Raw genomic sequence first — 20825 nt, 5'->3', positions numbered from 1 at the left:
AAAATTAAAAAATGAAGTATTTTAAAATTCTAATAATTCCAATATTTTTGATAGCCATACTATCAATAAGTTGTGAACGTGACGATATTTGTCCAGATAGTACGCCAACTACACCTCGATTAATTATAGATTTATATAATAGTGAAAGTCCAGAAAACAAAAAAAATGTTTTTGATTTAGTAGTAGTTGGAGTTGGTAATGATTTTATACTTTCTGATTATAATTTTAAAGATACCAACCAAATAATTTTACCACTAAAAACAGATGACAACACAACCGAGTATATACTTATTAAAGAAGCTTTTATAAATGATAATGATACTCCAGATGATGCAACTGATGATTACGTTGATGGCAATCCAGATGTAATCACAATAAATTACAGTAGAGAACAAGTTTATGTATCTCGTGCTTGTGGCTACAAAACTATTTTTAAAAACGTTACAATATCGCCTGATGATGATGACATTGATGATGATGAATGGATAGTATCACAACAACCTTTAAATCCCAACCAATCTGTAGAAAATGAAGATGAAACGCACTTTAACATATTACATTAGTAGCTTATTATTACTACTTTTTTGTGTGTCGTTAAGTGCGCAAAATGATAGTATTGTTAGTACTGCTAAAGATTCAACTAAAATAAAATTAAAATACGGGCTTCGTATTGGTGGAGACCTAAGTAAACTCGCGCGTTCATTTTTTGATGACGATTATAGCGGGTTTGAAATTTCTGCAGACTATCGTATAAAACAAAAATTATATGTTGCAGGTGAAATTGGTTTTGAAGATAAAAATACGATTAATGATTTTTTAGACATTACAACCAAAGGAAGTTACCTAAAAGCTGGAATAGATTACAATTCGTATCAAAACTGGTTAGATATGGATAACATGATTTATTTTGGTTTTCGTATTGGTGCAAGTTCATTTAGTCATGATTTAAATAGTTATACCACATACAGTACAAATCAATATTGGGAACCCCAATATTCATCGTCAGAAAAAGAAGAATTTAGTGGCTTAACTGCAATTTGGGGAGAAGTTATTTTGGGTATGAAAGTAGAATTATTCAATAATTTATATATGGGTTTAAACGTGCAGCTTAAAATGCTCGCCAGCGAAACAGAACCTGATAATTTTGAAAACGTTTACATTCCAGGTTTTGGTAAAACCTATGATAGCAGTAGTATTGGCACAGGTTATAGTTATTTCTTATCTTACAGAATTCCGCTTTATAAAAAGGATAAATAAAAAATGAAATTAACGTATTACATATCGTTTTTAAGTTTATTACTCTTTACTTGCTCAAAAAACGATGATAATACAATACCCGATCAGTCAGAAGAACCTATTGAAGAGCCAATAGAAGAAACCCCAGAAAATCCATTGGTTCAGCTAGACGGAACTAATATAGTTGATGCAGATGGTAACACGCTTTATTTAAAAGGCGTTGCTTTTGGTAATCAAATTTGGAACAACTCTCCTACTCCAAGCACAACGCATCATAACGAATTAGATTTTGAGCGTGTAAAAAATATGGGAATGAATGCTGTTCGTTTTTATTTGAATTATACTTTTTTTGAAGATGATAGCAATCCATATACCTACAAACAATCTGGTTGGAATTGGCTAGAACAAAATATTCAATGGGCAAAAAACCATAATGTATATTTAATTTTAAATATGCATGCTCCACAGGGCGGTTATCAATCGCAAGGTAATGGTGATGCACTTTGGTATGTTACTGAAAATCAAAACAGGTTAATTGCGCTTTGGAAAGCCATTGCAGAACGCTATAAAGACGAAGTACAAATTGTAGGATTTGGACCTGTTAACGAACCTGTACCAAACACTTCAATTAGTCAATGGAGCGATTTGGCTCAAAGAATAGTAAATGGAATAAGAGAAGTCAATGAAAATCACCTAATTTTTATTGAAAAAGCTATTTACGTTAAAAATAATCAACCTGTTGAAAATTTAAACTTCCCTCAGGTTACAGGAAAAAATATAGTATATGAATTTCACTCATATGCGCCACATCAATACACACATCAATTATTTGATTGGGCTGGATTAGGAGATGGTGGTAAATATCCTGATGAAGATATTATTGAAGTTGCAAACGGACAATGGTATGATGCTATTTTTGAAAATGATAAATTAAATTCTGGAAATTCTGATTGGACTTATTTTGAAGGTGTAAAATACACCATTAATGATACAGAAATAAGTTATGCTGTACCTACACTAGTAGGTCAAGATGTTCAAGGGAAAGTATATTTTGACAACATCATCATTAAAGAATATGACGAAAATGGAAACTTTATAAGAGACGTTTACGAATTTGATTTTGGTAATGATGATGGTTGGTATTACTGGAGCGCCAATGAAAGTGGTGAAAGCGGTTTTGAAGCAACCGATGGTGCAAATGATTCTACCAGTATGTTTATTGAATCTGCCACTGGAGATTGCAATCTTACAGGAGCACATTTTAAGTTTGTTCCTCAGCAAGGATATCAATACCAAATTAGTGGTTACATGAAAGGTGAAAACGTAAGTGCGACATCAAATTGTAGATTACGAATAGATTTTTATCATACAAATGAGCCTATTTTAAGAAGAAACAAAGCCTATTTAGAATATTATGTTGGGCAGTATATTAATTGGGCAAATAGTAATAATGCGCCATTATATTTAGGCGAATTTGGCGCAGGCAGTCCTTGTTTTGAAAATGATAAAGGTGGATTACAGTTTGTAGAAGATATGCTAGACATTTTATTAACCAACAATGTACATTTCACTTATCATTCCTATCATGAAGATGCTTTTGGTTTGTATTTTGGAGGTGGTACATTACCAAATGAAAGTAATGCAAACTTACCTTTAATTCAACTTTTTACAGATATTTTGAATTAATTAAAACCATTCTTAAAAGTTAATTTAAACTTAAAGTTTTTAGAGTAAGTAAGTTCTGTATTTATAATTTAATAAATTACAGAACAATACTAATCAAGACTTTAACAAACCAAAAATGAAAAAGCTATTAACCCTAATACTTTTAATTAGCACACTTACATTAAGTTCGCAAGACTATCCAGAAGTAACCATTTCGGGTACTCAAGTTCGAAAAATCACTTCAAAAATTGTCTCAGGTCAAGAATACAAATTAGAAATTCATTTGCCTTCTGGACATGAGAATAGCACAAAAAAATATCCTGTAGTTTATCTAATGGATTCTCAATGGGATTTTCCTTTGGTAACTTCAATTTACGGTGAACAATACTATGATGGTTTTATTCCTGAAGTCATTCTGGTTGGTGTTACTTGGGGCGGAGAAAACCCTAAACCAGATGTATTAAGAGCAAGAGATTATACTCCAACCAACGACGGCAGAAGTGTTGAAACAGGTGGGGCAGATAAGTTTTTAGATTTCATGAAAATGGAATTATTTCCTTTCATTGAAAGTAATTACAAGGCAAAAAGTGATGACAGAACCTTAATGGGCTGCTCTTTAGGAGGCTTATTCACTTTATATACCTTATTCACACATACCGATATGTTTTCAGGTTATGCTGCTGCAAGTCCTGCTGTAGGTTGGGATAATGGAGTTTTATACAATCATGAAAAAACTTTTTCAGAAAAAGAAATCACAAAACCTATTCGTGTGTATATGACGGTTGGCGATGTAGAAAGAGGCAAATCATTTTATGAAATATTTGCTAATAGAATGAAAAGTAGCAACTATAAAAATGTTGCATTACATTCTAAAATACTGGAAAACACAGGGCACTCAGGTACTAAAAGTGAAACATACACACGTGGTTTGCAATACATTTTTAAAAGAAATGAATTGCAATTGAGCAACAAAATATTGAATAACTACGCTGGAATTTATCAATTTGAAAATGGTGATACATTTGAAATAAAAAAAGAAGACAATCAACTTAAACTTTATTTTTCTGAAAATAATAGCATTCCACTTTTAGCAAATACCGAGAAGCATTTCTATGCAACCTTTTCTTTTTTCAACATTCATTTTAAAGAAAATAATGATCATGTTGAAGGATTAGATTTAATAACCTACGGAAATACGCAAACTCTAAAGAAAATTTAATAAAATGATTAATAAACCAACTAATTTTAATCGTTCACTAACAATTGTAAACGTATTAAGTTTAATAGTTTTTGTATTTATTCTAACAGGCTGTGGAAGCTCAAAATCTAAGAAAGCAGAAAGCATAAAGTCACCTGAAAAATCATGGGTTGGCACATGGAGTACGGCTCCTCAACTTGTAGAACCACATAATAATCCACCAGAACCAGGTTTAAGTAATAACACCATCAGGCAAATTGTTAGGGTTTCAATTGGTGGGGAAGATATACGTTTACGATTCTCTAATGAATTTAGTAAAAGTCCCGTTACATTGAAAACTGTTCAGGTGGCAGTTTCTACTGGGGGAAGCACTGTTGACTCTACAACCATTAAAACTTTAAAATTTGATAATAAAGAAGAAGTAATCATGAATCCGGGAGAAGCCATAACCTCTGATGCGTTTTCTTTTGATTTAAAGCCTCGAATGGATATCTCCATTACCATTTATTTTGGTGAAACTTCTGCAGATGTTACAGGTCACCCAGGTTCGCGCACCACATCATATATACTAACAGGTAATAAAACATCATCTACAAATTTTAAAGATGCTATTAAAACAGACCATTGGTATGTTATTAATGGTATAGATGTTTTGGTTTCAAATGCTTCTGCTATAGCTATTATTGGTAATTCTATTACAGACGGTCGAGGCTCTGGTACAAATAAACAAAACCGTTGGCCGGATATTTTATCTGAGCGTTTATTAAAAAACCAAAACACTAAAAACACAGGTGTTCTTAACATGGGTATTGGTGGTAACGCTGTACTTAAAGGTGGTTTAGGTCCAACAGCTTTAGATAGATTTCAACGCGATGTTTTAAACCAACATGGTGTAAAGTGGTTAATTATTTTAGAAGGCGTAAATGATTTGGGAGGCACTCCAAATGCCGAAGCTGCTAACAAAGTAGCTACAGGCTTAATTGCTGCCTATGAAAAAATGATAGATTTAGCTCATGCCAAAAACATTAAGGTATATGGTGCTACCATTTTACCTATTACCAAGTCGTTTTATTACAAAGATTATAGAGAAGTAGCCCGAAATACTATAAATGATTGGATTAGAAATAGTGGCAAATTTGATGCAGTTATTGATTTTGATAAAGCCATGAGAGATCCTAACGAACCCTCTACCCTTTTACCTGATTTGCACACTGGTGATTATCTTCACCCCAACGAAGCGGGTTATGTTATGATGGGTGAAACTGTTGACTTAAGCTTATTCGAGTAAGGTTTTATTTTAAAATAAAATAAATTACTTGTAAAAAAAGACAAAAAAATAAGGGTTAAAGTAATTTTTAACCCTCATTTTTAAAGAATTAGTCACTTATTTTTTTGTCAGATTTACACCTTCTTTTAAAAGCATAACTCCCATAGCAACTAGCCAAATTACTTTAACATGAAATACTGGTTTGTATATTTCAAAATTATCAGGGATTGATAATATGATGCCCATCGCTACAAGACCTAAGATAATAGTAAACCATCCTAACCAAGAACTAACAATTTTCCATTTTACAAGACCAGCACCTAATAATACTAAACCAACACCAGAGAAGATACGACCAAAGCGTACAAAACAAGTTACATATTGGTTTGTATATAAAATGCTATTCATGAATTCCTGAATTTCTTCAGGAGATTTGCCAGCAATTTGTCCAACACCCCAAGCACCATAATTATAATAATAAGCGGCAGCAATTGCAATAGTAAAGGTACCAACAATAACCATTCCTGCTCCCGGTAATATTAACACTCTATATGGCTTTCTTGCTGTAGTGGCAACTAATGCAAACATTGCAATTGCCATAGTAACCCAACCAAATATATGAATGCGATACATCCAAATCCAGTACCAAACATTCTCTCCAATAGCTGTGAAATCTGATGCCACAAAATATTCACCTACATGATGAGATGATAGTGCCCAACCACCCCATAGTAATAAAGCGGCAACTATAAATGCCCATCCTGTAAATTTAGTCTCAAAATCTTTTATCATAATATTTAGTTTATCATTAGTCGAGCAAAATACTAATACCGAAACAGTTTTAATGTAACATATGTTACATTGAAAATAAATGGCATTAAAATAATTTCAATAATATATCACCCTAATAAGCATTTCAAAATGATATCAATCAGTTTAGAAACAATTTTTATTAAGCTGATTGATATCATTTATAGAAATAATAAAATTTACTAACATTAATTATTACTAAATCTGTTAAATAGTCAATGTAACAATTGTTACAATTGAAGAATATTAGAAATTGTATTTTGAACCGATTTTTGTACTAATACCAAAAATTTAATTATTTTGAAAAGAAGAGATTTCGCCAAAAAAGCTACATTAAGTACGTTTGCTACACTAATTGGAGCAGAAGTTGTTTTTGGATCTAACCTATTAGATGGTTATACGCCTTTAGCCTTACAAGATCCAGATCCTTTTAAACTATTTAATAAGAATAAGGAAATGGTTGTTTTAAATGACAAACCATGGAACATTGAAGCCCAAGCGCATTTGCTGGACGATAAGGTTACACCCAACTCTTGTATGTTTATTAGAAATAACGGATTAGTACCTGAAGATATCGATGCTAAAAAATGGACACTTACAATTGATGGAGAATCGGTTGTAAAACAAAAAACCTACACTTTAGCAGAATTACAATCTAAATTTAAACAGTATACCTACCAATTAACTTTAGAGTGTGGTGGTAATGGGCGTAGTGAGTTTAACCCACCTGCAAAAGGAAACCAATGGACCGTTGGTGCGGTACATTGTGCAAATTGGACCGGTGTTCGCTTACGCGATGTACTAGAAGATGCAGGTATAAAAAGTAATGCAGTATATATAGGATTTCATGCCGTAGATGTACATTTAAGCAGAGACCCAGAAAAAGAACCTATTTCTAGAGGTTGCCCAATGCCAAAAGCGCTTCAAGATGAAACTATTTTAGCCTTTAAAATGAATGGTGAGGCTATTCCATTAGCACATGGTTATCCATTGCGTTTAATAGCTGGAGGCTGGCCAGCATCTGTTTCAGGAAAATGGATAAATAGAATTAGCATAAGAAACAAAGTGCATGATGGTACAAAAATGACAGGAGACGCTTATAGAGTACCTTGTGAACCTGTTGCACCTGGAGAAAAAGTAAAAGAGGAAGATATGTGCATTATTGAGTCTATGCCTGTAAAATCGTTAATTACATATCCTAAATCGGGCGCCATAATAAAAGATGGAAAATCGCTTAATATAAGAGGTCATGCATGGGCAGGAGAATTAGAAGTTGCTAAAATGGAATACTCTATAGATTTTGGTTCTACTTGGAATGTTTGCCCTATTGAAAAACCATCAAACCGTTTAGCATGGCAACATTTTTCAGCAACAGTAAATTTCCCTAAAAAAGGATATTATGAAGTTTGGGCAAGAGCAACAGATACTCAAGGTATAGCACAACCTATGCTATTACCAGGTTGGAATCCTAAAGGGTATTTAAATAATGCGTGTCACAGAATTGCGGTTAAAGTAAGCTAAATGTCTAAAGAAGAAGTTTTTAGGAAACAAGTAAAAAAAGTGTACCGTTTATTGGTACTGCTATTCAGTCTGTTTGTAATAACAGGAGGTTTACTGGTTTATTATACTGTTAATCCTGGATTTTTCTCATTTAAAACAGAATCAAACACTATTGCCAGTGTCCCTATTGAAGTTGATGAAGATAGAATAGAAAACGGTATTCATGTTAGAACAGGACTTATAGATGCAGAAGGCTTAATGACGGTGGTTAATAATTGCACCAACTGCCATTCATCAAAATTGGTGATTCAAAACAGAATGACTGCAGAACGCTGGAACGCAACAATAAAATGGATGCAGGAAACACAAAACCTTTGGGATTTAGGCAAAAACCAAGAGGTAATAGTAAATTACTTAGTTGCCAACTACCCGGTAATAGATGTGGGTAGACGCGCAACTTTAACAAATATAGATTGGTATGAACTAAAGGACTAGTGTCCTTATTAAATAATAGAATTTTAAAAGAAGAGTAAATAACAACAAAAACAATTATTATGGAAAAATATTTAGATGCATTTATAAATGCTTTCATGGGAACGGTAAATTGGACATGGAAATCAATAATTTTTGAAGTGCCTTGGTACACCAATTACTTTTGGGGACTTACTGTAATTTCGCTTATTGTTTGGGGCTTAGAAATCGCATTTCCTTGGAGAAAAGAACAATCTATTTTTAGAAAAGACTTTTGGCTAGATGCCTTTTATATGTTCTTTAACTTTTTCATCTTCTCAATAGTTATAAGTGGCGTTTATAAAATTTTAGGATTACTCTTTGCAGATATTAATATTACTGCAAAAAGTTTAGCACTTATGGATATTTCGAGTTGGCCAATGTGGGCGCAATTGTTAGTATTCTTTATTATTTTAGATTTTGTACAGTGGTTTACACACGTATTATTACATAAATATGCATTTTTATGGAAGTTCCATAAAGTACACCACAGTGTAAAAGAAATGGGGTTTGCTGCACATTTACGTTACCACTGGATGGAAAACATATTATACAAGCCATTAAAAACATTTGGTGTTATGATTTTAGGTGGTTTCGAACCAGATCAAGCTTATATAGTTCACTTTATAGCGATTACAATTGGTCATCTTAACCATTCTAATATTAAGATTACTTGGGGGCCACTTAAATACATTTTCAACAACCCTGTAATGCATTTATACCATCATGCTTATGTATTACCAAAAGGTACTTATGGTGTAAACTACGGGATTAGTTTAAGCCTTTGGGATTATATTTTTAAAACAAACTATATTCCAGAAGATAGCGGTAAAGTTGAGATTGGATTTAGAGGCGATGATAAATTCCCTAAAGATTTTATTCACCAAAACCTCTACGGATTTAAAAAAGGGCAAAAATAGCTCACATAAAACAGCCTTAAACGCTTGTGTAAACTACGTACAAGTACGTATTGTTTAAAAATGGTGTAATTCGTAACTTTCTAAAAACCAAATTAGTAAGTTATGCCAACCATTAAATACCTTAAAACAAACACTTCAAAAGTTTACACAAGCAGTAAAGGCACAAAAGTGCTTTTAGAAGCCTTATGGGGCGATAGAATAGAGTTAGTTAATAACAATAAAGTTAACGGACGCTATAAAGTTAATGTCCGTTGGGCAAAAAATGTATATATAAAAGCCGATGATTTAGGCGACAACCCGTTGCTAGAACTCTATTTTATAGATGTTGGTCAAGGCGATGGTGTGTTAATAGTAACACCAGAGCGCAAACACCTGTTAATTGATGGTGGTTATAAACGCTCAAAGCAACCTCACGGTAAAAGTGCTGCCGACTTTGTAGATTGGAAATTTAAAAAAGAATACAAGCAAGACACCATAGAGCTTGATGCTATGATTTGCTCCCATTGTGATGCCGACCATTATGGCGGTTTATGGGATTTACTAAATCCAAACGAGCACGAGCAACAAGAGCTAGACACCAGTAAAACCAATGTAAAAAACTTTTATCACGCAGGTATTTCGTGGTGGAAAAGCGCAGAGAAATCACGATTTTTAGGTGATGAAACAGGTGGTGTAATGCACGATTTACTTACCGGAAAAACCTCCATTAAAAACGGACTCAAACAAAATGCCGATTTAAAACTTCAAGGTGAATGGGCAGACTTTTTAAAAACTATTATAGCCAGTGATGCCGATGTAAAAAGGCTGGCACACAACCCAGACAAAGGGTTTAAGTATTTAGAAGGTTTTGAGGAAGACAAAGACACTGCTATTAAAATATTGGGGCCTATTGAAAACACCCTAAACGGAAAACCTGTTTTAAAAGATTTGGGCTCCTACAGTAAAAACACCAACGGAAACTCCGTGTTACTGCGTGTAGATTATGGCAGAAGTCGCATACTATTAACCGGCGACTTAAACAAAAAAAGTCAGCGACATATTATAGATTCTTTAGCCGGCAATTTAATAGAATTAGCTGCAGATGTTGTAAAATCGTGCCACCACGGTAGCGATGATTGTTCTTACGAGTTTTTACAATATGTAAATGCAGCTGCCACTGTAATTTCTTCAGGAGATGATGAAACCCACGCGCATCCTCGCCCAAATATAGTTGCAGCCTCAGGTGTTACAGGCTTTAAAAAAATTGTAAATGATGAAATGGTAACGCCACTAATTTACAGTACCGAAATTTCCAGAAGCTTACGCATGGGCGACCCTTACGAAGTAAACTCTAAAAACTACCAAACACCCGATGGCAAAATAGATGTGGTTTTAGATAACGAAGCCAAAACCAATATACGCTACAAACACACGGCTTCTGGTGCATTAAACCCAACCGATAAGGTAAAAACCATGAGCCGTTTAAAAGTGGTTGATGGTATTGTGTATGGTTTGGTAAATGTACGTACCGATGGCGAAAAAATACTTTGTGCCACCCTAAACGAAGGTAAAAGCAAATGGGAAATTAAAACGTTTACCTCGAGGTTTTAACAATTTATTATTGACAATTACGTATAATACTTGTGTTTTTTCTCACATTAAATAACTAACTTGCTTATCGGTTGATATAATTAACTTGTACTGAGCGAAGACGAAGTATTGAAACGGATTCATATCATGAACATTGTGTGTAATTAAAAAAGTCAATGAGTAAAAGAAATTTAAAATATTGGAATAGAGGCTTTTCTTATCACAAAAACAGAATAGGGAATCGTGTTATTATAGAAACATATCGGATTTTAATGCATTACACTTCTGAAAACCCTAATTGTCGAGTTGGTGTATATTTAACAAAAACTCATTTCTCTGAATTTTATACTCTCGAACAAATTTTCCCTGAATTTGACAGATTTATAGAAATAGCTACTACAGACAAAAAAGTAATTGACTCTGACCTTCCACAATTCCTAAAAGAAATAAATGGAATAGCCTTTTATGAGCAAATTCAGTCCGTTATGAAATTAAAATGGCCAATCTATTTTCAATATCAATCTCAAAATCTGATAAGCAAAATTATCGGCTATAATTTCAAAAATTCATTAGATTTCAAAATTAATCCAGATGAAATAAAATCATTAGAAGGAGAATCTCTAGACTCTTTTAGAATTAAGGTAAAAGATTCAACATTGGATATAAGATTTAGGAATCAAATATCAATAAATTAAAACTACAGACAACACCGTGTATAATTAATGGCTAGTTTTAGCTTGCTTACGAAAATCCTCACGGATTTTCTATTCGGTTTGTATTTGCTAAATTAGTGGCTTAAACACGCCACTAATCATACACAAAACCGATAAGCAAACCTTCCAAAAAATTAATTTATATACTTCCTTTTATTCTACTTTCTAAAATAACACGTCATTGCGAACAAAGTGAAGCAATCTGTTAAATTTAGTCCAATTAATAAGATTACTTCGTCCTTCGTGCCTTATTCCTCGTAATGACGAATTATTTAAACAGATAGCTTCGTACCTCGCTATGACAATTCAATTTAAAAGATTACTCTTTACACAACAGTCATTTCGACGATAGGAGAAATCACATAGCGAAACTCAAAAATGATAATGGGATTCCTCACATGCATTCGGAATGACTAAGGATGCCTATTTAAGTTTAGTAGAAGTTTAAATAGTACTAACTTCAAAACAGCATCACAATAAAAAATAGATTCCACATAGCTCTGTGGTATTACAAACTATTATACATTTGATTAATGTATTAACACAAGGCGTTTTATATTAAAAGGAATTAATGTTACTTTCACATCATAAAGATTCCTTAACTCATGAAAACAACCAAAACCAAATTAAACCTTGCACTCTTTTTATTAATTACTCTTTTTAATTCTTGTAAAAAGCCTACAGAACAAAAAAACACCACAACAGAACTTAATTGGGAACACTTAATAGACAATAAGCTTACACATTGGGATACTTACCTAAGTTTTAAACACAAATTAGGTTATGATGGTACGGCTCCAAAAAATGAAAATGGAGACTTAATTGCGCCTATTGGCTTAAATGACACAACTTACCAAGTGTTTAAGGTTATAAAAGATGGTGAAGACTTAAACCTTAAAATTAGTGGCGAATATTATGGCGCTTTAATATCAAAAAAAGAATATGAGAATTACCATTTACAACTAAAATATAAGTGGGGAGATAAAAAATGGGAACCTAGAAAAAACTTGCTTAAAGACTCTGGAATTCTATACCATTCCATTGGCCCAATGGGTGCAGAATACTGGAGATCGTGGATGCTATCGCAAGAATTTCAAATCATGGAAGGTCATACAGGCGATTATTGGAGTCAAGCAACTTCTGCAATCGATATTCGCGCTTACATACCAGAATACATAGTTAATCCCATGGCAAACGAAACACAAGATTTTATACCGTTTGGTGAAGGAAGTATTTATGAAAACTATTGCTTACGAAGTAATAATTATGAAAACCCACACGATGAGTGGAATACATTAGATTTATACTGCTTTGAAGATAAAAGCTTGCATATGGTAAATGACGAAGTGGTTATGATATTAAAAAATTTAAGATACCTAAATAACAATGGGGAATTTGAGCCTTTAACCAAAGGTAAAATACAAATACAAAGCGAAGCTGCAGAAGTATATTATAAAGACATTAAAATAAGAGCCATAGATTCCTTAGAGCAAAAATTAAATTCTTATTTCTGATTGAAATTGATTCCGCATCGTATTGCCTAATATTTTGTCATGCTGAACTTGATTCAGCATCCATAGTAAAAAATAGATTCCGCATCGTAGTGCGGAATGACAAAGAAAGTTTATTAAACCTCTACCCTTTTTTTCTGCCTTCGTACATTTTTGTCATGCTGAACTCGAGTACTCATTGTTTATTATTTTAGAATATTGAATTCGTGAATCTTCGATTTCAGCATCCATAATAAAAAGCGGATTCCGCATCACAGTGCTGAATAACAAAACAACACCACATCAAACTCATTATCAGATAATTACGTATAAGTACGTATTTTTTTTCTGACAGATTAAACTTATCTTACAGCATCTTTTATAAGAAAAATTACAAAGTCATTTTATCTAGACGCAAAGATAATCCAATTCATAAACAGAAAAAAATGAAGAATTTTAAAACATCAAATGAAGGTATTGTTTATTTACTAAATTTAGCCACTACTGATGATTGGACTCTAATAGAACAATCATTAAATATTGCTAAAAATAATGCTAGACTATCACTAGATCAAGTTTTATTTGAATCCTTATATTGGCCAACAGATCGATATTCTTATATCAATTATTTGAATGCCTTTGTAAAATGGATTCCGCAACAAAGTGGTGAAGCAGCTTGGAGAAAGCCAAATACATTACATAGCCAAGAAGTATATGATAGATTGTGTCATTACTATTATTTGGTAGATCAACAAACATCTAGTGGTACATTAGCACAAAACATACCTTGGTTTAGTGAATTTCTTGTAGATTACGCAAACTATTGGGGTGATTTTTTAAATACTCCTGAGTCATTTAATGAAACTATTTTAAATTCATTTATAAAATTTTCACCACAGTATAGAATTCAAGATTCCATGGTTAATGGAAAACCTAATGCTCCTTGGAACAGTTTTAATGATTTTTTTGCACGTGAGTTAAATCCAGGACTGCGTCCTATTACATCTCCTGATGATAATAGTATTGTAACGATGCCAGCAGATTGTACGTTCAGAAAAAAATATGCAATTAACCAAAGTTCATATATTGATGAAATTGTTATTAAACAAACACATAGAGTAGCTAATATTAATGAATTACTAAAGGGTAGTCAATTTGCTAATAGTTTTGCCAACGGTACTTTTGTGCACTATTTTTTAGGTCCATATTCATACCATCGTTTTCATGTTCCTGTATCTGGAGTTGTTAAAGAATGTTTTCCTGTTCAAGGATTAACTTTTTTAGAGGTAAATATTTCTAAAGGGCAGTTTGATGCGCCTGATAATGCTGAAAATGGATATCAGTTTTTGCAGGCTAGAGGAATTATTACTATTGATACGACAGGTTCGACAGAAGGAGATATGGGAATTGTCGCTATAATTCCAATAGGAATGTGTCAAGTATCATCTGTACACATGACAGCTATACCCGGAAGTACTGTTTCGAAAGGGGATGAATTTGGTTTTTTTAAGTTTGGTGGGTCTGATATTATTTTACTTTTTCAAGAAGGAAAATCTCCTTTTATTAATGAATGTAGTAATTATCGTCACTATGGAAACTCTATAAGCACTTGTCCGCCTGTATATCCAACCTAGTAAGAGTGTTTAATAAATAATATACTAAAGTAAAACTTGATATGTATCAATAAATAAGCTTTATGGGCAATTAAACTACGGAGTAAAGAGGAAAATCCAATTCAAAAAGAGTACACAAACTAAATATAAAGAAAATGAAAAATAATGTTTTATTTCTATTTGTTTGGGATCTTGCGCACCAAGAGACAATAATTGTCTTGGTGCTGTTTGTGGAGTTGTTGTAGGTGATAATTATATACAACAATAATAAAAAAAGCCTATAAAAATTCATAAGCCTCGTAAACGGGGCTTATATTTTACAAAAGTATTGATCAAAAATTCTACTTCATATACTTCCCTTTTTTACTGCCTTCGTACAATACATACTTAACCAAGCGCGATTCTAGTTTGGCATTATATAATTGTATTTTTCTGGAAGGTCGTAAACCAACATGCTTAAGCGCATCTAGGTTTGAAGTAATAAACCAAGCATCGGTACCTTGGTAATTTTGTTTAAGAGTATCGCCAATATTTTTGTAAAACTCCTCCATATCAATATTTAAACGCTCACCATATGGTGGGTTAAATACCATATGTAACTTTGCATCACCACCTTTTTGGGTTTTAAAAAAGTCTTCATGCTTAACCTCAATAAAATCTTCTAACTGGGCATTTTTTACATTTTCTTTGGCTTTAGCAACCGCACTTGGTGCTTTATCGTAACCAATTATTTTATGATGAAAATCGCGAGTTTTACCCAACAACGATTCTTCAATTTTTTCGAATAACTCAACATCCCAATCTTGCCAGCGCTCAAAAGCAAACTCTTTACGCATAAGGTTTGGTGGTATGTTACAGGCTATCATAGCTGCCTCAATAAGCATGGTACCAGAGCCACACATAGGATCCATAAAATCGGTTTGTCCGTCCCAACCAGAAAGCATTATTAAACCAGCTGCCAAAACCTCATTTATAGGCGCAATATTGGTTGCTGTTTTATAACCACGTTTATGCAGCGAATCGCCAGATGAGTCTAACGAAATGGTACATTGGCGTCTATCTATATGTACATTTATTTTTAAGTCTGGAAATTTTAAATCTACGTTTGGACGTTGCCCTGTAGTATCTCTAAACTTATCTACAATAGCATCTTTTGTTTTTTGAGCAATGTAAAGTGAGTGAGAAAACAAATCGGAATGAATAGTAGCATCAACCGCCAGTGTACCTGTTGGTTTTAGATACTTATCCCAGTCCATTTTATAGATTTTATCGTATAAATCCTTTTCGCTGCTTACCGAAAACGAATGGATGGGTTTTAAAATTTTAATGGCTGTACGCAATGCTAAATTACATTTATACATAAACCCTTTATCGCCCACAAATGATACGTTACGCGTTCCTTTTTTAACGTGTTGCGCACCTAATTGGGTGAGTTCTTTTTCTAACAAATCTTCAAAGCCAAAAAGGGTTTTGGCTACCATATTAAAATTTTCTTCCATTGTTGTTGTAAAATACCTTGCAAAAATAACGTAATTTTGTGGCAAACGTAAAGTTTATTGATAATTTAGGTTAAGGATTGCAGCGGCATCCTTTTTTGCTATTAAAAGCAAAAAAGATATAGCGGAAAGCCTGCCCCCCGATGTTTTTCGGGGGAAGCCCCAAAAAGATAAAAAAAAGATTCCTGTCTACACAGGAAGTGTATATGACTAAAAACACTACTAAATGGTTTACCTCGTGGTTTGATACGCCATTTTACCATACTTTATATAAGGACCGAAACTCTAAGGAGGCGCAAGCTTTTATGGATACGCTTACTAGTTATTTAAATATTCCTGAAGGTGGTACTATTTTAGATTTAGCTTGTGGAAAAGGGAGACATGCACGCTACCTTAACAAAATTGGATATGATGTTACGGGTGCCGATTTGAGTGAAAACAGCATTGCTTTTGCAAAACAATTTGAAAACCACCGTTTGCATTTTGAGGTGCATGATATGTGTAAACCTTTCCATAAACAATTTGATGCCGTATTTAACTTATTTACCAGTTTTGGATATTTTGAAGATGATGATGACAACTTAAAAACCATTAAAGCAATTAAAGCAGATTTAAATGCCAGTGGTTTTGGAGTGATTGATTTTATGAATAGTGAATATGTTATTGCTAATTTAGTGCCTGAGGAGGTTAAAACGGTTGATGATATTGAATTCCATTTAAAACGTTACGTAGAAGATGGATATATTATAAAAGATATTACTTTTACTGCTGATGGTGAGGATTATCATTTTCAAGAACGTGTACGTGCGTTTACTTTAAGTGATTTTGAAATGCTTTTTGAGCAGGCAGATGTATATTTATTGGATGTTTTTGGCGATTATAAATTAAATCCGTTTAAGTCTAAAACATCTGAACGTTTAGTTATGATTTTTAAGTAAGCCTATAATTGATAATTAATTATACTTACTCTTGTGAATATTATTTTTTTGAATGAATAAATTTATTTTTCCCATACTTGCAGTTATTTTAGGTGTTGTTTTAGCCTTTTTAACCAAAAAACAAAAGTCCTGGAACACCAAGCTCCTACTCTCTTTTAGTGGTGCTTTTTTATTAGCTCTAACCCTTTTTGAACTCTTACCAGAAGTTTATGAGCATTTAGATACCAAACTTACTGGGTTATTCATAATGTGTGGTATTATGCTGCAAATTGTTTTAGAACTTTTTTCTAAAGGTGCAGAACATGGGCATGTACACATCCATAAAGAGGAAAAGGCTTTTCCTTGGCTATTGTTTATTAGTTTATGTATTCATAGCTTTTTAGAAGGTTTTCCAATACATGATCATAACGATATGGTTTACGGGGTTTTAGTACATAAAATACCTATTGCGACTTTAATTACTTTGTTTTTGTTTCAGTCTAGTTTTAGCAAATTTAAAATTGGTATTTTTTTAGTCGTTTTTGCTGCTATGACGCCTCTAGGGACTTATATTTCTAATACTTCAACAGTTATTGCAGACTATGCACATGTAATTAATGCTATAGTAATTGGTATATTTTTTCATATTTCTACCACCATTTTATTTGAAAGCGGCGAAGGCCATAAATTTAATATGTCAAAATTTATTGCTATTATTTTAGGTGTTGGGATTGCTTATTTGATTTAAAGCCTTTCCCTAACCCTTTCCACAAGAAAGGGAACTGATATAAAATCAAAAGTGTATGAATTAACAAAATATTGTTTCAAATAAATTATTAAAAAATTAAGAAAAAATAACACAAGAGTGTATCCTTCCCCTTGGGAAGGAATAAGGATGGGCTTTTAAATGTTTAGTAAAGAAGAATCACGATTATTAAGACAAGAATTCTGGACAAGTTTCGGGAAATCATTTCCACGGAAATGGATTTTGTATGACACCAAATTAAAAGGCTTAAGTTTTAAATTTTATTTTGATAATAAAACAGCTTTGGTAGCTTTAGACCTTGAAGATGATCTTGAAAACCGTATTAAATACTGGGAAAAACTACTTGCTTTAAAGTCAATTCTTCTTGATGAATTTCTGCCTGATGCAATTTTTGAAGAAGAATATTTTTTAGATAATGAAAAGGAAATCTCCAGAGTCTATCTGCCTTTACAGCAAAAGGTATCTATTCATAATAAAAACTCCTGGCGTGATGTAATGGAATTTTTTAACGAAAAAATGAGCTTGTTTGAAGCTTTTTTTGAGGAGTATAAAGATATTATTGAGGGGTAACCGTCATTGTGAGGAGAGAAACGACGTGACAATCTTTAAAATTGGAATAAATTTTTTTAAAGTAATTACACAACAAACAGATTCTCACGCTGCGCTCAGAATGACAGCTTTAATTTATAAAATTTTCTCCAACAAATAATCATCCATAATAAAGCCTTTACCAATATCGGTAATCATAGCTTTTACTTTTTTAAAACCTAACTTTTCGTAAGCTAAAATAGACTTAGTATTGTACTTATTAACCTTAAGTTGAATACTTTTTAAATTATATCGTTTAGCTTCTTCATCAATAAATTGTAAGGCAGCTTTACCTATTTTTTTGCCTCTAAACTCCTTTTTAACATACAATTTGCTCAAAAACAAAAAATCATCTTCATTCTTAATCGCTAAATATCCAGCAGGAACTCTATTAAAAACCATATAATAAAACTGTGAACCTTCATTAATTTGAGATTCTATAGCTTTTGCAGAATTGAATTTAGCGAGCATATAATCTATTTGCTCTATGCTAATTATAGTAGGGTAATGTTCGCGCCAAATGGTATCTGCTAATTGTTCAATTAGTAAATAATCAGGTTTGTTATTTGCCGATTGTATTTCTATCATATAACATTCGAAATTAAACTTTTATATAAAACTATAAAACAGTATGGTTCAAAATTTAACATGCTGTTCATCGAAAAATATGGTAATTCACCTATATTTTTATATATATTTGACTCATAGTTAATCAATTATGTTTCCCTAACTATTAAAGTACCTAGCCATCATAATATGAAAAAACTACTGTCTTTTCTTTTTTTAAGCCTTTCTATATGCATGTATTCACAAGAGTATTCAGATTATTTGGGTGCAGGACATAGTAATGGTATTACAGTAACGACCAGTAGTCAACAAAGTAAAACTAATTGGAATGAAACAGCTTCAGGAAACAAGACTATTAACGGCAGTGGTTTAGATGCACGTTTACTAGAAACTTCTCGATTTCTAGCTCAGGCAACTTTTGGTACTGATCTAAATTATATAAAAACTGTTTCCGAAAACCCTTTTGAAGATTGGATTGATAGTCAATTTGCTATGAATTCACAATCAATGGGAATACTTACGCAAAGTATTTACAATCAAGCAAAAAACATTTATGTTGCTAATGGTGGAAACGCTGATGATTATTTTGGTCCGTTTTGGCCACATTTTCAATATGCTTGGTGGCAATCTAATATTGGTAATCAGGATTTACTTCGCCAGAAAGTTGCTCTTGCTTTAAGTGAATTTTTGGTAATATCATGGGATTCTGCATTAGGTGATTATGGTGTTGGCTTAGGTAGTTATTATGATGTTTTAAAAGATAATGCCTTTGGTAATTTTAGAGAGCTTTTATTAGAAATGACTTTACACCCTATGATGGGTGGTTATTTGAGTCACTATAACAACCCTAGAAGTTTCCCAGAGCAGAATATTCATCCAGATGAAAATTTTGCAAGAGAAGTTATGCAATTGTTTACCATTGGTTTATATGAATTAAATCAAAATGGAACCTATGTTTTAGATAGTAATGGTGATAGAATTCCAACTTATAACAATGATGATATTAAAGAGTTTGCAAAGGTTTTTACTGGTCTAGGACCAGCTGAAGTAATGGAAAACGAATGGAATGTTACTGCGAACTTTGGAGTAGGTTTCTATTTCGCAATTAAAGACAAATCTATGGTAATGTATGACGATTGGCATCAACCGGGTGAAAAACATTTATTAAACGGTTATACTGTCCCTAGTGGTCAATCTGGAATGAAAGATATTGAAGATGCCATTGATAATTTATTCAATCATCAAAATATTGCTCCTTTTGTGTCTTTACGATTAATACAACAAATGGTTAAATCTAATCCTTCTCCAGGTTATATAGGAAGAGTTAGTGCAGCTTTCAATAATACAAAAGGTGTTAGAGGCGATATGAAAGCAGTTATAAAAGCCATTTTATTAGATGAAGAAGCCAGAAGCTGTAGCTGGATTGAAAACCCAACTCAAGGCAAATTAATTGAGCCTATGGTGCGCTATTTTAATGTAGCACGACAAATAGATTTAAACAATCAAAACAATTTAAACTGGAATGTAGGCTATAACTTTTTTAATGCAACAAGGCAGTTACCTTTAGCAGCTCCTCATGTTTTTAATTTTTATCTTCCAGATTATGTACCTAGTTCAGAATTTGATGCCGCTAACCTCTTAGGTCCAGAATTTCAAATACATAATTCTGCCAGTAGTCTTGCCTATGTAAATGAGGTAGATTATTGGACGTACCCACAGTGGTATTCTATTTTAAATACCTGGGATTTAGGATTAGAAAACACGCCATTAGATTTTGAAGCTCTAAAATATTACGCAAAAGATAGCGAGGTTTTAGTAAATCAGTTAGACAAATTATTTACTCGTGGGCAACTTTCAAATGAAACAAAACAAATTATTATTGATGCTGTAGACCCAATAAATGGTACGAATACAAATGTAGATTATATGCATAATCGTGTTAAAATGGCACTTTATTTAATATTGATAAGTCCAGATTATGTGATACTAAAATAAAATGA

19 protein-coding genes are annotated in these 20825 nt (G+C 32.7%); 16 read left to right on the top strand and 3 right to left on the bottom strand.

The window, feature by feature from the left end:
* The first annotated feature begins 11 nt into the window (after positions 1–11).
* From MBM09_RS07500 to MBM09_RS07480, 5 genes are all read left to right on the top strand, one after another.
* Positions 12–563 (top strand): DUF6452 family protein, encoded by a 552-nt coding sequence (locus MBM09_RS07500; RefSeq protein WP_238676233.1) that lies wholly within the window; start codon positions 12–14, stop codon positions 561–563.
* Complete coding sequence (locus MBM09_RS07495; RefSeq protein ID WP_238676232.1) at positions 535–1257, top strand: DUF6048 family protein; 723 nt, start codon at positions 535–537, stop codon at positions 1255–1257. The genes MBM09_RS07500 and MBM09_RS07495 overlap by 29 nt, the downstream gene beginning before the upstream one ends.
* A 3-nt stretch (positions 1258–1260) precedes the next feature.
* Positions 1261–2922 carry a glycoside hydrolase family 5 protein gene (locus tag MBM09_RS07490; protein ID WP_238676231.1) on the top strand — a complete coding sequence of 554 codons (1662 nt, stop codon included), beginning with the start codon at positions 1261–1263 and terminating at the stop codon, positions 2920–2922.
* 115 nt (positions 2923–3037) lie between these two features.
* On the top strand, positions 3038–4120 hold the full coding sequence (locus tag MBM09_RS07485; protein ID WP_238676230.1) for an alpha/beta hydrolase: 1083 nt from the start codon (positions 3038–3040) through the stop codon (positions 4118–4120).
* A 4-nt stretch (positions 4121–4124) separates the two neighbouring features.
* Complete coding sequence (locus tag MBM09_RS07480; RefSeq protein ID WP_238676229.1) at positions 4125–5387, top strand: SGNH/GDSL hydrolase family protein; 1263 nt, start codon at positions 4125–4127, stop codon at positions 5385–5387.
* Positions 5388–5483: 96 nt separating this feature from the next.
* On the opposite strand, the gene MBM09_RS07475 is transcribed toward MBM09_RS07480, so the two are convergent.
* Positions 5484–6158 (bottom strand): hypothetical protein, encoded by a 675-nt coding sequence (locus MBM09_RS07475; protein ID WP_238676228.1) that lies wholly within the window; start codon positions 6156–6158, stop codon positions 5484–5486.
* Between the two features lie 318 nt (positions 6159–6476).
* Here MBM09_RS07475 and MBM09_RS07470 point away from each other — a divergent pair, with 318 nt between their 5' ends.
* The 7 genes from MBM09_RS07470 to MBM09_RS07440 all read left to right on the top strand — a co-directional run bounded on the left by MBM09_RS07470 (position 6477) and on the right by MBM09_RS07440 (position 14512).
* Complete coding sequence (locus MBM09_RS07470; protein WP_238676227.1) at positions 6477–7697, top strand: sulfite oxidase; 1221 nt, start codon at positions 6477–6479, stop codon at positions 7695–7697.
* A complete protein-coding gene (locus MBM09_RS07465) occupies positions 7698–8171 on the top strand; it encodes a monoheme cytochrome C (RefSeq protein WP_238676226.1) in 474 nt (157 codons plus the stop codon).
* 59 nt (positions 8172–8230) lie between these two features.
* The gene (locus tag MBM09_RS07460) at positions 8231–9106 is read left to right on the top strand and encodes a sterol desaturase family protein (protein WP_238676225.1); all 876 of its coding nucleotides are present in this window, start codon (positions 8231–8233) and stop codon (positions 9104–9106) included.
* Between the two features lie 102 nt (positions 9107–9208).
* Positions 9209–10696, top strand: coding sequence for a ComEC/Rec2 family competence protein (locus MBM09_RS07455; RefSeq protein ID WP_238676224.1), 1488 nt, complete (start codon positions 9209–9211; stop codon positions 10694–10696).
* 155 nt (positions 10697–10851) lie between these two features.
* A complete protein-coding gene (locus MBM09_RS07450) occupies positions 10852–11370 on the top strand; it encodes a hypothetical protein (RefSeq protein ID WP_238676223.1) in 519 nt (172 codons plus the stop codon).
* Between the two features lie 623 nt (positions 11371–11993).
* Positions 11994–12902, top strand: coding sequence for a DUF1080 domain-containing protein (locus tag MBM09_RS07445; RefSeq protein ID WP_238676222.1), 909 nt, complete (start codon positions 11994–11996; stop codon positions 12900–12902).
* Between the two features lie 422 nt (positions 12903–13324).
* A complete protein-coding gene (locus MBM09_RS07440; protein WP_238676221.1) occupies positions 13325–14512 on the top strand; it encodes a phosphatidylserine decarboxylase in 1188 nt (395 codons plus the stop codon).
* A 320-nt stretch (positions 14513–14832) separates the two neighbouring features.
* Here MBM09_RS07440 and MBM09_RS07435 read toward each other — a convergent pair whose 3' ends face one another.
* The gene (locus MBM09_RS07435) at positions 14833–15990 is read right to left on the bottom strand and encodes a class I SAM-dependent RNA methyltransferase (RefSeq protein ID WP_238676323.1); all 1158 of its coding nucleotides are present in this window, start codon (positions 15988–15990) and stop codon (positions 14833–14835) included.
* A gap of 203 nt (positions 15991–16193) precedes the next feature.
* Here MBM09_RS07435 and MBM09_RS07430 point away from each other — a divergent pair, with 203 nt between their 5' ends.
* The 3 genes from MBM09_RS07430 (at position 16194) to MBM09_RS07420 (ending at position 18240) form a co-directional block, all read left to right on the top strand.
* A complete protein-coding gene (locus tag MBM09_RS07430; protein WP_238676220.1) occupies positions 16194–16925 on the top strand; it encodes a bifunctional 2-polyprenyl-6-hydroxyphenol methylase/3-demethylubiquinol 3-O-methyltransferase UbiG in 732 nt (243 codons plus the stop codon).
* Positions 16926–16977: 52 nt separating this feature from the next.
* Positions 16978–17652, top strand: a complete 675-nt coding sequence (locus tag MBM09_RS07425) for a ZIP family metal transporter (protein ID WP_238676219.1) — start codon at positions 16978–16980, stop codon at positions 17650–17652.
* 159 nt (positions 17653–17811) lie between these two features.
* Positions 17812–18240, top strand: a complete 429-nt coding sequence (locus MBM09_RS07420) for a DUF4268 domain-containing protein (RefSeq protein WP_238676218.1) — start codon at positions 17812–17814, stop codon at positions 18238–18240.
* Positions 18241–18354: 114 nt separating this feature from the next.
* Here MBM09_RS07420 and MBM09_RS07415 read toward each other — a convergent pair whose 3' ends face one another.
* Positions 18355–18846, bottom strand: coding sequence for a GNAT family N-acetyltransferase (locus tag MBM09_RS07415; RefSeq protein ID WP_238676217.1), 492 nt, complete (start codon positions 18844–18846; stop codon positions 18355–18357).
* A 168-nt stretch (positions 18847–19014) separates the two neighbouring features.
* Between MBM09_RS07415 and MBM09_RS07410 the strand changes: the two genes are divergently transcribed.
* Positions 19015–20820 carry a DUF1800 family protein gene (locus tag MBM09_RS07410; RefSeq protein ID WP_238676216.1) on the top strand — a complete coding sequence of 602 codons (1806 nt, stop codon included), beginning with the start codon at positions 19015–19017 and terminating at the stop codon, positions 20818–20820.
* The last annotated feature ends 5 nt before the right edge of the window (positions 20821–20825 follow it).

Origin of the sequence: Flaviramulus sp. BrNp1-15 (assembly GCF_022259695.1) — a bacterium.
Lineage (GTDB): Bacteria > Bacteroidota > Bacteroidia > Flavobacteriales > Flavobacteriaceae > BrNp1-15.
The sequence above is the reverse complement of the archived record's forward strand: the minus strand, read 5'-3'. Positions and strand labels throughout refer to the sequence as shown.